Raw genomic sequence first — 13,578 nt, forward strand, 5'->3', positions numbered from 1 at the left:
CTGTCAGCCAGCGGATGGCGTCATCGGTCCGCGTCGGTGTGCAGTTGATGTGGTCCAGCCGGGCCGGGCGCGTTCGCCTGCGCGTCGGGCGCCCAATCAATCCCGAAACTCGTAAAATTGCCATCAGGCCCGTCGCATTGACCCACCCATGGTGCAGGAGGCGAGGGCGGCTGGACCAGCAGCTCACCTCTCCCGCCGCATGCCGCGAGCGGGGCTGTGAATGCTTTTCGTCACGAAACCGCGGAATTGCAAGCGAGCGTGTGCCGCGGGGCGCATTCACGGCGCCGCGCCGGAGAGGGCAATTTTCGGCGCTGAACGAACCCGGGCAAAACAGCATGACCCCCGCGGACAATCCGGCTGCACTTGGCGGTGCAGCCGGATTGTGTCCCTTAACCGAGTCGCGCAATGGCGTCCGCAACACCCTTGCCGTATTCGGGGTGCACAAGGACGCAGTTCCCGACGTGACGCAGCTTGACCGCTTCACTGGCACCCTGAATGGCGCGCGCGGTGTTCTCAAACAGACGCTGGCGTTCTTCCGCGGAGAACTTCTCAAAGAGCTTGCGCGGCTGAGAGAAGTAGTCGGTGTCTTCGCGATGGTTCCAGCGCTTGGCTACTGCATTGCCCAGGTCCAGTGGCGGCTCGGAGAAGTCTGGTTGTGGCTGGAGGGCGCCTTTCGAGTTGGGTGCATAGTGGGTCGACCCACCCCCGTTTCCGTCAACCCGCATTGCGCCGTCACGATGGTACGAATGCACTGGGCAGCGCGGCGCGTTGACGGGAATTTGGGGATAGTTAACGCCAAGGCGGTAGCGCTGTGCATCACCGTATGAAAACAGGCGGCCTTGCAGCATCTTGTCAGGGGAAAAACCGATGCCAGGCACAATGACAGCCGGTGCAAACGCCACTTGCTCGATGTCCTGGAAGAAGTTTTCCGGATTGCGGTTGAGCTCGAAGAAACCGACTTCGAGGAGCGGGTAGTCGCCGTGTGGCCACACCTTGGTCAAGTCAAACGGGTTGTAGGCGGTGTTTGCCGCTTCGGCCTCCGGCATCACCTGCACGTACAGCGTCCACTTCGGGAACTCCCCCCGTTCAATGGCTTCGTACAGGTCACGATGGTTGCTTTCCCGGTCAAGGGCCACGACCTGGCCGGCTTCGGCATCGGTCAGGTTCTTGATGCCTTGCTGGGTTTTGAAGGTGAACTTGACCCAGAAGCGCTCGTTTTGGGCATTGATGAAACTGTAGGTGTGGCTGCCAAAGCCATGCATGTGGCGGAACGATGCGGGGACGCCACGGTCACTCATGACGATGGTGACTTGGTGGATGGACTCCGGGGAAAGGCTCCACCAGTCCCAGTTGTTTTCCGCCGAACGCAATCCGGTGCGGGGGTCTCGCTTGACGACGTGATTCAAGTCCGGGAACTTCAACGGGTCCTTGATGAAGAACACGGGCGTGTTGTTGCCAACAAGGTCCCAGTTGCCCTGCTCGGTGTAGAACTTCAGTGCAAAGCCTCGGATGTCGCGTTCGGCGTCTGCCGCACCGCGCTCGCCAGCAACGGTCGAAAAGCGCGCGACCATTTCAGTGGTCTTGCCCACTTCCGAAAAAATCGTCGCCTTCGTGAATTGGGTGATGTCGTGGGTGACGGTGAACGTGCCAAAAGCGCCTGCGCCCTTGGCGTGCATGCGGCGCTCCGGGATGACCTCACGGTCAAAGTGCGCCAGCTTCTCGAGGAACCACACATCCTGGAGCAACGCGGGGCCACGGGGGCCTGCGGTCATGGTGTTGTCATCGTCGGGCACGGGCGCGCCGAATGCCGTGGTGAGCTTGCTCATGTTGAAACCTCGCGCTGGCTGGTCTGTGGAGTGACGGTCGAGTACGTCAAGCCTGCCATTGCGGCCGCATTGTGCCTTGACTGATTCTTCACGATTGTTCCTTTTCGTGCGGATTCGTTGGCGGGCCACAACTACGACTCGAGGATTCCCCGCCTCATGGCAATGGCGACGGCGTGAGTCCTGTCGTGGGTGCCGAGCTTTGTGGCGATGTGTTTCATGTGTTGCTTGACGGTCTCAAGACTGATTTGCAGCTTCCTGGCGACTTCGCGGTTTGAGTTGCCATCGGCAACCACGCGCAAGACCGCAACTTCTCTCTCGGTCAGGGCGTCAAAATCCATGTGCGCTGCGATCTCGGCGGCAATCGCGTCGGCGACATACCGACGGCCACTGTGAACGGCGCGAATGGTGTCAAGCAGTAGCGACGCAGGGGCGTTCTTTAAGAGATAACCACGCGCACCCGCTCGCAATGCTCTCAGCGCCTGGACATCGGTTTTGAATGTTGTCAGCACAATGATGCAGGCACGCGGATATTCCTGCCGAATCAGCTCGATGGCGCCGACGCCTGACATGACAGGCATTTGCAGATCCATCAGGGTGATGTCAGGGAGAGCGGCTCTGAATTGCTCGACGGCGTGTGCACCGTCCTGGGCTTCGCCGACCACCTCCATGTCGGGCTCGTCACCTATCACGCGCGAAAGTCCTTCGCGCATCAGGGGGTGATCTTCAGCAATGAGGACGCGTATGCGCGCCTGAGCGGGTTTCATCAGACGTGGGCATCCTTGGCGTCCGGCTGGGGAGCGCAGACTGAGTGCTGCCGGCGCCATACCGAAGGGGAAGTTCCGACGCGCTTCAGGAAAATATGGTTGAAATGGCTTTGCTCCGTGAAACCGCATTCAAGCGCGATGTCGGTCAAAGACAGCGCCGTCTCGAGCATCATCACCTTGGCTCGCTCAACGCGGGCGGACAGGCGCCAGCTCAGTGGCGGAACACCGAAGTGGTTTTTGAATGCACGCGAAAACTGGGCGGTCGAAATGCCGCAAGCCGAAGCAACCGTGCCGATGGTGGCGGGGGCCGACGCGGGGGAAAGCAACAGCCGGACGGCCAGCTCCTCTTGCCAGGGCTGCAACGCCTGGTCGTTCCTGACGGGGCGCTGGTCGAACCATCCGGCCTCAAGCGCCCGAAGCCGAATGGCGTCAATGACGTGGGCAGTGGCCGCGCCGTTGACGTTGTCGAGGCGAAGGAGGTCGAGGAGGATGCGCCCGAGCTCGTCGAGAACGGGATCAGCATCCCCGTCCAATCGCGAGGGTGTATGCGGTTCGACCGCACGTTCATCGACGACTGGCCTGCTCATGACCAGGTCACGCCGGGCGCATGGGCGTCATAAAGGGAACGGCTACTGCCTGCAGCAGGCGCGAGCGCCCTGTTTGCGCTCTGGAACAAGCGCCGCCACTCGCTCGGGCTTGTGCCCGTAGCGCGCGTAAACACCCGACTGAAATGACTCTGCACCACGAAGCCCGCCTGGCGGGCGATATCAACCATGGGTTCGTCCGTTTCGACCAGCTTCGTCCGGCACAGCTGCAAGCGCTTTTCCTGGCGCCATTTGCTCGGTGACAGTCCCGTGCAGGTTTTGAAGGCCCGCCGCAAATGACCTTCCGAGATGCCGCATGCCGTCGCCACCTCGGGTGTATGGAGGGTCCGGTCGAGGTTTGAGCCAAGCAGGAGCATCGCAATGCGCAGTTGTTTGGCGGACAGAACGGAGTCGTCAGCAGAACGGCGTCGGCGAAGATGCTGCTCAAGAACGCGTGCGGCACGGGCAACGTACCCTCCGACGACCGACCCGTTGGGCCCTTCGGCGCCAAGGCGGCTCGCCAGTGCGGCGAGGCGGGCTTGCAACGAAGATTCATCGGTGCGATTACAGCCGCTCGGAGCGAGGTGGCTGCCTATCAGGCGTTTGTCGCTTACGCGAAGCACAAGGCTCAACAGCCAGCCGGAGTCGGTTTGTGTGAGGTGCGCAAGACTTGCCATCGGTGGCATGCCGTGGAACTCGGTCTGTGCGATGTTCGCGATAAGTCGCATGGCCATGCCCCTGGAGCAGCGTTTGTGAACACACGATAGATTCGATGCGACGTCGACGCCACCCCCATCGGCGTTATGGTTCATATGCCCCATTTGGGGGGTGTGTCCGGGACATTCGATACCTGTTGGGACAGGTATGACGCAGAGGATATACGATGTCTGTGGAAATCTGGCGGTTGCCGTGAGGAGCTGTTTTTACAACGTGCGCGACCGGATCTGAGGCGTCGCTCATGCGCAACGGTCGCAGACTTGACCGCCCAGCCGGTGTTGGGGTTTCTGCACCCGCAAGAGCGGGAACTGACGTCGCAAAAGCGCGGCTTGCGCCTCTGGCTGCGATGTAGGCCGCTCGACGGGGACGGTTCTTTATCGGAACGTGGGACCCGTGACGAGGTCAACAAGTGTCGCTCGTTCGCGCCATCGCCGGTGGGATGTGTCCCTCCGGAGGCGATATGGGCCTCGCGTCGGCACAATTTTGCTGCGCGCACACACCGGAAAATACAAAAGTCACAGGTCCGGCCTTTTTCACATCGTCCGGATATGCGCATTTCGCTGCGGAATGCACAAGCAAAGGTAACGCCGACAGCGTAATCCTCGCGTCACAAGGCATTTTTGGAGGGCGAGCCATGGCTAAGGCCGCTTTGCTGGCGACTGTTGGACTCTTGCAGCACGACGGGATGGTGCCGTGCATGTTCACCGGTGCGCCCCCTCGCGAGTGGGCGCTCATCATGAAGCTCGCGACCCGGCTTGAGGTCGAGCACGCCCGATGCATCCGGTGGTATGTCGAAGACCCGATTGAGGCCCTGGGCGGCCGAACCGCTGCCGAACTCGTTGCAAGCGGGAAGGGCAAGCAGGTAATCGGCTTTCTCTATCACGCCTCCTGGTGTGAGCGGCGGGACATGGGCTGAACAAATGAGGAGTGGTGTCGCATGGCCAAGTTGACTTTTTCGGACCTTGCTGCAGAGATGGCCAGGCTGCAGGCCGAGAGGGAGGCGTTTCTCGTGCTCGCCTTTGAACAGCTTTGCCTTCAGCGCCCAGCGCTATCGGACATGCTGCTCGAGCGATTTGGGACTGCCTCCCGTGCGGCAAGGTGGATGGCCAGGCGACAGCGCGTGTTCGGCGACCGCTCCGGCTGGGACCTGCTTGGGGAGGGTGACGAAGACGGCGTGTGGGACCTGGTTGATCAAGCGCTGTATCCGGACCCTGCGGAGGAGACCGGGGCCAAACATCGTTTTCGCCAGCACTGACTCGGACCCCCAACAGCAAAAGACCCGGTGGATGCCTTGGGCATCCACCGGGTCTGCATGACGATGTAACTGTATCGGTATGGGCGGAGAGAAAGGGCGCGTCCCCAGGGAATCGCGCCCTTGTTGCCGTGTCTCAGTGATGACCACCGAGTTCGTGCGGGACGAGCTTGGGTGCAGCGTGATCGTCCTTGTCGTTGCCTGCCGGCTTGATTTTAAACCAGATGGCATAGAGCGCAGGCAAGAAGACCAGCGTCAGGATGGTGCCGCCGATGGTGCCGCCGATAAGCGTGTATGCCATCGAACCCCAGAACACCGAACTCGTCAGCGGGATGAACGCCAGCACCGCCGCCAGCGCCGTGAGAATCACGGGGCGGGCTCGCTGCACGGTCGCTTCCACGACCGCGTGGTAGTCGGTCAGTCCGTCTTGCTGGTTGGCGTGGATCTGCCCTATCAAGATGAGCGTGTTTCTCATGATGATGCCGGCAAGGCCGATGAGACCGAGGATGGCATTGAAGCCAAAGGGCTGCCCGGAGAGCAACAGCGTCGGTACCGTACCGACCAGGGCCAGGGGCGCGGTGAGAATCACCATTGCCATGGCAGACAGGGACCGGACCTGGAAGATGATGACCGTCAACATCAGTGCCAGCATGATCGGGAAGATCGGAGCCAGCGCATCGTTGGCCTTGGTTGCTTCCTCAATGGAGCCCGCCATCTCGATGCGGTAGTTCGGCGGAAGCTTGGCGATGATGGGCGCGATGGCCTTTTCGATCTCCATCGACACGCCCGGCGGCTGCAGGCCTTCGGCAATGTCACCCCGGACGGTGATGGTCGGCGTCCGGTCGCGACGGCGCAAGATGGGATCTTCAAACTGCACATCCACCTTGCCCACCTGCGAGAACGGCACGCGCTGGCCGCCGCTGCCCGTCAGGGTGAACGCGTTGATCTTCGCCGGATCCAGACGGTCGGTGCCGGCACTCCGCGCCACGATGTCGACAGTGCGGATGTCTTCACGAACCTGGGTCACCGGTACGCCCGTCAGCAGGAACTGCAACTGGAGCGCTGCATCCGATGACGTCAGGCCGATGGCGGCCAAACGGTTCTGGTCGAGGGTCAGGTGCACAGCCGGTGCACGCTCAGCCCAGTCGACGTTGACCTGGCGCATGTTGGGCGACTTGAGCATGACCGCCTTGACCTGATCTGCGATGCCGCGAACGGTCGTCGCATCCGGCCCCATGACGCGGAAAGCGACAGGGAAGGGCGAATAGGGGCCGAAGACCAGCTGCGTGGCGCGGATGCGTGCTTCGGGGGCGAGACCTTTGTTGACCTGTTCGCGGATGGCAATTTTCAGGGCATCGCGTGCCTTCTCTGACGGCGTCAGGATGACCATCTTGGCAAAGGACGGATCGGGCAGTTCTGGGGCCATTGCAAGGAAAAAGCGCGGTGCACCCTGGCCGATGTAGCTGGTAACGACCTTTGCGTCCGGCTGTTTGAGGAGCCAGGCCTCGACCTTGCTCACGGCCGCCGTCGTCTGCTCGATGGTCGAGCCTTCGGGAAGCTGGACTTCGACCAGGACTTCCGGACGGTCGGAGTCGGGGAAGAACTGCTGCTTGACGGAGCCCATCCCGAGGAAGGCAAGGATGAAGATGGCGACCACTGCCCCTGCGACCTTGAACTTGTGCCGCACCGCCCAGCCGATGAGGTTGCGCAAGCGGACGTAGTTCTTCGTACCGTAGATGGCAGCGTGGCCGCCTTCGATGGGCTTGATGTTCGGCAGCATCTTCACGCCGAGATACGGGGTAAACGCACCGGCGACAATCCATGAGCAAATGAGCGCAAAGCCCACGATCCAGAAAATGTTGCCAGCGTATTCACCCGCGGTCGAACGTGCATAGCCGACGGGCATCAGGCCGATGGCAGTGACGAGTGCGCCCGCAAGTCTGGGTGCAGCGGTGTAAGTCCAGGCTTGTCCCGACGCGGTAATTCGGTCGAAGCCTTCCTCCATTTTCACGACCATCGTCTCAATCACGATGATGGCGTCATCGACCAGGAGACCCAACGCGAGGATGAGTGCGCCGAGGGTGATTCGGTCGAAGTCTCGTCCCGTCATGATCATGATGACAAAGACGGCAGCGAGGGTCAGCGGAACAGCGGCAGCGACCACGATGCCCACACGCCAGCCAAGGCTCAGCAGGCTGACCACCATCACGACCGTGAGTGCGACGAAGAACTTCAGCATGAACTCGCCGATGGCTTCCGAGATGTTGACGGCCTGATCGGTGATTTTGGTCAGCGTCATGCCGACGGGCAGGCTCTTGGAAATTGAGCCCGCTTCAGCCTCGAGAGACTTGCCAAGGTCCAGGCCATTCCAGCCGTCCCGCATCACGACACCGAGAACGAGCGCCGGCTCGCCCTGGTGGTGGATGAGGAAGGTGGAGGGATCTTCGTAGCCGCGCTTGACGTCCGCCACGTCTGACAGATGAAACGTCTTGCCGTTGGCAACAATCGGCGTGTCCTTGATGCGCTGCAAGTCGTCGAACGCACCGTCAACGCGGACGAAGACCTGGGGGCCCTTCGTTTCGATGGAGCCAGCAGGGGTGATGAGGTTCTGCTGGGACAGGGCGTTGAAGATGGCGCGTGCCGGGACGCCCAGGTTGGCAAGGCGTGCGTAGGAGAATTCGACGTACACCTTCTCCGGCTGCTCACCGATGATGTCGACCTTCTTGACGCCCGGGACATGCAGGAACTGCTGCCGGAGTTGTTCGGCCTCGCGGACCAGCAGTCTCTGCGGCTCCCCCTTGGCCTTGAGCGAATACAGGGCAAAGGTGACGTCGGAGTATTCGTCGTTGATGAACGGCCCCATGGCGCCTGCGGGCAGTTTCGCGGCCTCATCACCCAGCTTCTTGCGCGCCTGATAGAACTCTTCAGGCACTTCCTTCGGCGGGGTTTGGTCCTTGAGGGTCAGCACCGTAAACGCGAGGCCCGGACGGGTGAACGTCTCGGTGCGGTCGTAGTACTTGAGTTCCTGCATCCGCTTTTCGAGAGGCTCGGCGACGAGATCCTGCATTTCCTTGGCCGTGGCACCAGGCCACGCGGTCACAACCGTCATCACCTTGATGGTGAAGCTCGGGTCTTCAGCACGGCCCAGTCGCAAGAATGCGAAAACACCGGCCAGGATTATCATGACGATGAGAAAGAGCGTAACGGCACGCTCCTTGACGGCGATGGCGGAGAGGTTGAAGCCACTCATGGCGTGACCTTCCCCGCAATGCGCACGGTCTGGCCCTCGTGCAGTTCCGGTCCCCCCATGGCGACGACGACGTCGCCAGCGGAGAGGCCGCTGGAGACCAATGCGTCTTCCTCACCAATTTGCTGGACTTTCACGGGGCGGTAGGTGAGCGTGTTCTTCGCCTTGTCGACGACCCACACGCCCGGCCCCTGGCCTCGGTCGTAGAGAGCACCGATGGGCACTTCTGCCGGGGTACCGTTTGTTGCCGAGGCCAGCTCAACCGTGACCGTCGAGCCGAGTGGCGCGCGCGCCGCGTCACCGTCGAGGACGTAACGCGCCTCGAAGGTGCGGGTCGCCGGGTCGGCGTAATCGGACAGCAGTCGAAGGTGCGCCGAGCCCGAGCCGTCTGGTGCGCCGAACACGGAAGCCTTCGCAGAAGAGCCAATGGCCGGGCGGACGGTTTCAGGAAGGCTGACGAGCGCTTCGCGAGGGCCTGCGTGAGCGAGACGAACAACAAGCTGGCCTGCTGCGACGACCTGACCCGGCTCGGCGAGGGTTTCCATCACCACGCCATCGCTGTCAGCGAGGAGGGTGGAGTAGCCCGACTCGTTGGTCGAAACCGATGCCTGTGCCTGGGCCGCTTTCAACCGCGCTGCAGCGGCGTCAGACGCAGCCTTGGCCTGGTCGTAGGCGGAGGCGGAAACGGCGCCGGCGTCGACCAGGCCGCGAAGACGCTTTTCATCCGCAGCTGTCTGGATGGCTTGAGCCTTGGCGGCCGCCACCTGACCTGCGGAGGCGGTGTCTGCCAACGCGAGATCCGTGCGGTCGATGCGCATCAGGGGCTGTCCTTTCTGCACGGTCTGGCCGGCGTCAACGAGGCGCTCTGTCACTTTTCCGGGGACGCGAAAGCCGAGGTTGCTCTCGACCCGGGCCGAGACTATCCCGGTGAAACTGTGGACGCCGGTCTTCGACGTCTCCACGGTCGCCGTGCGCACGAGGGGCGACTCGGTCCGGGGGTCGGCTTCGGTGTGGGCGGCGCAGCCGCTGAGCACGGTAGCAAGCGCCAGGGTCAGCGCCAGGGGAGGGAGGGAATTGCGGAGCGGATACGGCGCAGACATGGCGGGCTTCCGTTGTGGGAAAGCCACACTTTTGTGTCTCGTGACCCGATTGTCAACGGGTCACAGTGAAAAATTTATCTTTTCCGGTTATGGAGACAGGCTGCGGAGCACCACACCGAGCACGGCAGGTAGTCCGTCGTCGATGTCGTCCAGGCTGTGCTGGAGCAACACGGGGTCTGTGAAGGGCAGCAGGCTCAGCCAGATTCCCCGGCACACTTCGTCGAGGGGCGTTTTGCGCTCGAATTCACCCGAGAGGCGCCCCTCGTGGATGATGTCGCGCAGCAACTCGTTGAGCTGGGAGATATGGCTGACCGAACTCGACCAGTCCTCGGAGCGGGAGTGGGACACGATCTCGTACAACTGTCGGTCGGCAAAGAACTGGGTGCGGTTTTGCTCGGCCACCATGCGGAAAAGGGCCCTCAGCTTCTCGTTGGCCCCGTCGGCCGCCTCTATAGCCGTGAGCACGGCTCCGAGCTGCCCGAAGAGGTAACGGGAGCAGATGGCTTCCCCGATTGCCTGCTTTGAGTCGAAGAACTTGTAGAGGTAGGCCTTGGAAAAGCCAATCGCCTTCGCCAGGTCCATCATCGTGGTCTTGGCGTAGCCATATCGGCTGAAGTGGGCATCGGCAGCTTCGATAATCTGGTGCCGGATGCCGGTGCCACCCTCGAGCGGGGGAGTCTGGTCGGTCATGGCATAGGTATATCCGAACACTGACCCCTTGACAACCCATGACCAAATCGTATTCTGGTCACCTTTCAGCCAACCGGGCTTGCTCCGATGAAACCGCTCGCTCTTGCCGTTGTCGCTACGCTCATTCTTTCCGGGTGCGCGGTGGGTCCCGATTACCATCGCCCCACCCTTGATGCACCCGCCACGTTTCACGCCGCTTCCCTGACGGCTCCCGGATCCCGCCCTGCTGCTGATTTGACCCAGTGGTGGAGCTCATTTGGCGATCCGGAACTTTCTCGCCTCGTCCTGGCCGCGGTCAGCTCGAACCTTACGCTCGAACAGGCCCGCGCACGTGTGCAGCAGTCGCGCGCCATGCTGACATCCTCCACGGCCGCCCTGCTGCCTTCGGCGGGTGTTGAGGCCTATGGGGCCCGCGTCAGACAGTCCGTGGAGACGCCGCTTGGCCAGGTGCTCAATGCACAGCCCGGATTCGACCGGTACGCCAACATGTACGAAGGCAATCTTGTCGCGGGCTGGGAGCTCGACCTGTTCGGCGGTCTGCGCAGGGGACGCGAGGCGTCCGTTGCCGACTTCGAGGCAAGTCAGGCTGGGCTGGTTGCGGCAACGCTCGCAGTCCAGGCACAAACCGCAGACACGTATCTCGTCATCCGCGGTCTTCAGCAGCGCCTTGCGGTAGCAAAAGAGCAGGTCGACACCCAGACTAAGCTCGCCCATACCATCCAGCTTCAGTTTGACGCAGGCTGGGCTGCAGCACTGCAGCTCAACCAGGCCAAGGGCGCACTCGCGCAGGTCCAGTCAACGGTTCCGGCGCTCGAGAGTGCGCTCGAAAATGCGATGAACTCGCTCGATGTGATCCTCGCGCGCCAGCCGGGCACGTCACAGCAGGAACTGGCGAAGGCCACGCCCATTCCGGATGCACCAGTGATTGGTGACGCGGGCGGCCCCGCGGATCTTCTGCGCCGGCGTCCCGATCTGATTGCCGCCGAGAGGCGGCTCGCATCCGCCAACGCGCACATCGGTCAGGCCATCTCCGAGTACTACCCGAAGTTCTCCCTCTCGGCACTCATCGGCACCGCAACAACCACGGCAGGCGACCAGTTCAACGGCCCGGCCAACCAGTCTCAGGGCGTGCTCGGTCTTCGCTGGCGCCTGTTTGACTTCGGCAGGATCAATGCGGAGATCCGTTCGGCAAAAGCGCGCGATGCCGAAGCGCTGGCGGACTACAGGCTCTCGGTCCTCCGGGCGTCTGAAGATGTGGAAGATGCCCTGACGGCGGTCGTCAAAAGTCAGCAACAGGCGACCATCCTGACTGGCGGCGAAGACTCGCTGCAAAAAGCGGAAACCGCGTCCCAGGCTGCTTACAAGGGCGGAACGGTCAGCCTCATCGAGGTCCTTGATGCAGACCGTCGCCTGCTCGACACCCGTGACGCGAAGATACAGGCGCAGACGGGGTCGGCCCGCGCAGCGGTCGCTGCATTCCGGGCGCTGGGTGGTGGTTGGGAGCCGGTTGGTCCTGCGCCCGGTGCAAATGGCGTCGCCTCGGCTGAAACGGCACACTGATGGCTTCGTTGACCCTTTATGGTGCCCGGACCGGCAACAGCCTCCGGGCGGCTGCTGCATTGGCTGAAGCGGGCATCGATTTCCAGCCGCGGCTTGTGAGCCTCCATACCGGCGAGCACTTCAAGGCGCCTTTTTTGCGAATGAATCCCTTGGGACAGGTCCCGGTACTGGCAGTCAGCGATGACACAGTCGCCTGGCAGCTGACCCAATCGAACGCCATCATGATGTATGCGGCAAATTCGAGTCCTGGATTGCTGCTGCCGACTGAGCCGGTTGCAGCGGCACGTGCTCTTGAGCGGTTTTTCTTCATGGTCACGGACATCATCGTGCCAAGTCAGGCGGCTTTTCTTGTGGGCCACCACGGCGACCACACCGGAAGCGTGTATCTCCACGGCATGGTCATCGAACGCCTTCGCTTCATCGAAACGTTCCTCAAAACGTCCACCTATATTGCCGGGGAGTCGTTTAGTCTGGCCGACATTTGCGCTTACACGTTCATGCGCTCCATCGATGCCCATCTGGACATGGACTCGGTTCCCCACGTCAAGGCGTGGATGGAACGCATGTCGCAGCGCGAAGGCCTGCAGCGCGGCATGCACTCGTTCAACTGACGCCTGCCGGCGTTCCCATATCCCACCAGAGGTCCTATTCATGAAAGACGTCCTCCCTGTCACTGTTGAAGACGGCACCTTTGATGCATACGTGTTTCCCGCTGCCACTAGTGCGCCAGTGGTCGTGTTGTTGCAGGAAGTCTTCGGGGTCAACGACGGCATTCGGCACATCGCCTCCGAGCTTGTTGCCGAGGGCTTTACGGTCGTCGCGCCGGATCTCTTCTGGCGCGCCGAGCGCGGACTGCAGTTGTCCTCACACGATGAGGCCGATGTAAAGCGTGCGTTTGCCATCTACGGCGACCTCGACTTCGACCGCACCGCCGCTGACGTGATTGCAACGGTCGACGCATCGCGTGCGCTGTCGAAAAACGGCAAGGTTGCGGTGATGGGTTTCTGTCTTGGAGGCCTGATGACATTCCTCACGGCGGCGAGAGGCAAGGTCGATGCTGCCGTCGAATACTACGGGGGCGGCACGCAGAATTACCTCAGTGAAGCCGGTAATGTTCGTTCACCATTGCTCATCCATCTGGCAGGTGGCGACGAGTACGTCCCGGCCGACGCGCAAAAGGCAATCCGCGACGCTGCGGACGTGAACCCGTCGATCACAGTCCATGTTTATGCGGGCCGCGATCACGCGTTCGTTCGCCCCGGTGGCGACCACTACCACGAGGCGGACGCGCTGGCCGCCAATGCCCGAACGATTGCCTTTCTGAAAACCCACCTCGCCTAAAGGCCGCCGACGGCTGAACGGGTGGTTTTCTGAGGCGCGGCCTGTGAAGGTCAAGGCATGCTGCATGTGGGGACAGGTACCCGCCCGGACGTTGGACAAGCACGTCCGGGCGGCGCCGAAATGGTGTTGGTGTTGCACGCGGTGCCTCATCGTGGGCGGCCGTCTATTCGGGAAAGGTACGCAGGCGTTTTGTCCTGAAATGCAGCCGGGCATGTTTTGAGGTCCGTTTTTGAACACGCGCTGCGCCTTGTTCAAGTTTGGGGCCGCGGGACATCGTAAAGTCAGAATGCCGTCCGGTCAGCCGCGCAAGCGCCTCGGCGTGAGCCGTTGCAGCGCCTCCCGTAATACGTTGTCTGTGTGACTGAACCTGGCACCGGACGGCACCTGTCCCTTCCTGCGCGTCGGCCCGCCGGGGTGCCCGGTCAGGCAAGGCGGCGCTGAAAGCACCGATGACGGCGACAGACCGCGTTGGTGCCGAAGGCGGGGAAATGGCTCCA

At 62.1% G+C, this 13,578-nt stretch carries 12 protein-coding genes; 5 read left to right on the forward strand and 7 right to left on the reverse strand.

Annotated features, from left to right (window positions below):
• Window positions 1–389 precede the first annotated feature (389 nt).
• The 4 genes from ACVWWJ_RS09235 to ACVWWJ_RS09250 form a co-directional block, all read right to left on the reverse strand.
• Complete coding sequence (locus ACVWWJ_RS09235) at window positions 390–1,826, reverse strand: catalase (RefSeq protein ID WP_456967526.1); 1,437 nt, start codon at window positions 1,824–1,826, stop codon at window positions 390–392.
• A 131-nt stretch (window positions 1,827–1,957) separates the two neighbouring features.
• A complete protein-coding gene (locus ACVWWJ_RS09240) occupies window positions 1,958–2,590 on the reverse strand; it encodes a response regulator transcription factor (protein ID WP_456967527.1) in 633 nt (210 codons plus the stop codon).
• Window positions 2,590–3,177 (reverse strand): helix-turn-helix domain-containing protein, encoded by a 588-nt coding sequence (locus tag ACVWWJ_RS09245; protein ID WP_456967528.1) that lies wholly within the window; start codon window positions 3,175–3,177, stop codon window positions 2,590–2,592. The genes ACVWWJ_RS09240 and ACVWWJ_RS09245 overlap by 1 nt, the downstream gene beginning before the upstream one ends.
• Window positions 3,174–3,902 (reverse strand): helix-turn-helix domain-containing protein, encoded by a 729-nt coding sequence (locus tag ACVWWJ_RS09250; RefSeq protein WP_456967529.1) that lies wholly within the window; start codon window positions 3,900–3,902, stop codon window positions 3,174–3,176. Before ACVWWJ_RS09250 ends, ACVWWJ_RS09245 begins: the two co-directional genes overlap by 4 nt.
• Window positions 3,903–4,351: 449 nt before the next feature.
• Here ACVWWJ_RS09250 and ACVWWJ_RS09255 point away from each other — a divergent pair, with 449 nt between their 5' ends.
• Together ACVWWJ_RS09255 and ACVWWJ_RS09260 are read left to right on the forward strand one after the other, a co-directional pair.
• Window positions 4,352–4,807, forward strand: coding sequence for a hypothetical protein (locus tag ACVWWJ_RS09255; RefSeq protein ID WP_456967530.1), 456 nt, complete (start codon window positions 4,352–4,354; stop codon window positions 4,805–4,807).
• Between the two features lie 21 nt (window positions 4,808–4,828).
• Entirely contained in the window at window positions 4,829–5,146 is a 318-nt protein-coding gene (locus tag ACVWWJ_RS09260; protein ID WP_456967531.1) for a hypothetical protein, read from the forward strand.
• A 133-nt stretch (window positions 5,147–5,279) separates the two neighbouring features.
• Here ACVWWJ_RS09260 and ACVWWJ_RS09265 read toward each other — a convergent pair whose 3' ends face one another.
• The 3 genes from ACVWWJ_RS09265 to ACVWWJ_RS09275 all read right to left on the reverse strand — a co-directional run bounded on the left by ACVWWJ_RS09265 (window position 5,280) and on the right by ACVWWJ_RS09275 (window position 10,180).
• Window positions 5,280–8,393 (reverse strand): efflux RND transporter permease subunit, encoded by a 3,114-nt coding sequence (locus tag ACVWWJ_RS09265; RefSeq protein WP_456967532.1) that lies wholly within the window; start codon window positions 8,391–8,393, stop codon window positions 5,280–5,282.
• Window positions 8,390–9,490, reverse strand: coding sequence for an efflux RND transporter periplasmic adaptor subunit (locus ACVWWJ_RS09270; RefSeq protein ID WP_456967533.1), 1,101 nt, complete (start codon window positions 9,488–9,490; stop codon window positions 8,390–8,392). Before ACVWWJ_RS09270 ends, ACVWWJ_RS09265 begins: the two co-directional genes overlap by 4 nt.
• Window positions 9,491–9,577: 87 nt before the next feature.
• Complete coding sequence (locus tag ACVWWJ_RS09275) at window positions 9,578–10,180, reverse strand: TetR/AcrR family transcriptional regulator (RefSeq protein WP_456967534.1); 603 nt, start codon at window positions 10,178–10,180, stop codon at window positions 9,578–9,580.
• Between the two features lie 87 nt (window positions 10,181–10,267).
• Here ACVWWJ_RS09275 and ACVWWJ_RS09280 point away from each other — a divergent pair, with 87 nt between their 5' ends.
• The 3 genes from ACVWWJ_RS09280 to ACVWWJ_RS09290 are packed head-to-tail and all read left to right on the forward strand — an operon-like array spanning window position 10,268 to window position 13,081.
• Window positions 10,268–11,740, forward strand: coding sequence for an efflux transporter outer membrane subunit (locus tag ACVWWJ_RS09280; protein ID WP_456967535.1), 1,473 nt, complete (start codon window positions 10,268–10,270; stop codon window positions 11,738–11,740).
• Complete coding sequence (locus ACVWWJ_RS09285; protein WP_456967536.1) at window positions 11,740–12,351, forward strand: glutathione S-transferase family protein; 612 nt, start codon at window positions 11,740–11,742, stop codon at window positions 12,349–12,351. The genes ACVWWJ_RS09280 and ACVWWJ_RS09285 overlap by 1 nt, the downstream gene beginning before the upstream one ends.
• Window positions 12,352–12,391: 40 nt before the next feature.
• Complete coding sequence (locus ACVWWJ_RS09290) at window positions 12,392–13,081, forward strand: dienelactone hydrolase family protein (protein ID WP_456967537.1); 690 nt, start codon at window positions 12,392–12,394, stop codon at window positions 13,079–13,081.
• Window positions 13,082–13,578: the final 497 nt, after the last annotated feature.

It is taken from the genome of Luteibacter sp. HA06, from assembly GCF_054061215.1.

Coding starts and splice junctions, on each gene's coding strand:
- ACVWWJ_RS09290 (WP_456967537.1), top strand. CDS start 12,392: ATGAAAGACGTCCTCCCTGTCACTGTTGAAGACGGCACCTTTGATGCA.
- ACVWWJ_RS09260 (WP_456967531.1), top strand. CDS start 4,829: ATGGCCAAGTTGACTTTTTCGGACCTTGCTGCAGAGATGGCCAGGCTG.
- ACVWWJ_RS09235 (WP_456967526.1), bottom strand. CDS start 1,826: ATGAGCAAGCTCACCACGGCATTCGGCGCGCCCGTGCCCGACGATGAC.
- ACVWWJ_RS09275 (WP_456967534.1), bottom strand. CDS start 10,180: ATGACCGACCAGACTCCCCCGCTCGAGGGTGGCACCGGCATCCGGCAC.
- ACVWWJ_RS09265 (WP_456967532.1), bottom strand. CDS start 8,393: ATGAGTGGCTTCAACCTCTCCGCCATCGCCGTCAAGGAGCGTGCCGTT.
- ACVWWJ_RS09270 (WP_456967533.1), bottom strand. CDS start 9,490: ATGTCTGCGCCGTATCCGCTCCGCAATTCCCTCCCTCCCCTGGCGCTG.
- ACVWWJ_RS09240 (WP_456967527.1), bottom strand. CDS start 2,590: ATGAAACCCGCTCAGGCGCGCATACGCGTCCTCATTGCTGAAGATCAC.
- ACVWWJ_RS09250 (WP_456967529.1), bottom strand. CDS start 3,902: ATGCGACTTATCGCGAACATCGCACAGACCGAGTTCCACGGCATGCCA.
- ACVWWJ_RS09285 (WP_456967536.1), top strand. CDS start 11,740: ATGGCTTCGTTGACCCTTTATGGTGCCCGGACCGGCAACAGCCTCCGG.
- ACVWWJ_RS09255 (WP_456967530.1), top strand. CDS start 4,352: ATGGGCCTCGCGTCGGCACAATTTTGCTGCGCGCACACACCGGAAAAT.
- ACVWWJ_RS09280 (WP_456967535.1), top strand. CDS start 10,268: ATGAAACCGCTCGCTCTTGCCGTTGTCGCTACGCTCATTCTTTCCGGG.
- ACVWWJ_RS09245 (WP_456967528.1), bottom strand. CDS start 3,177: ATGAGCAGGCCAGTCGTCGATGAACGTGCGGTCGAACCGCATACACCC.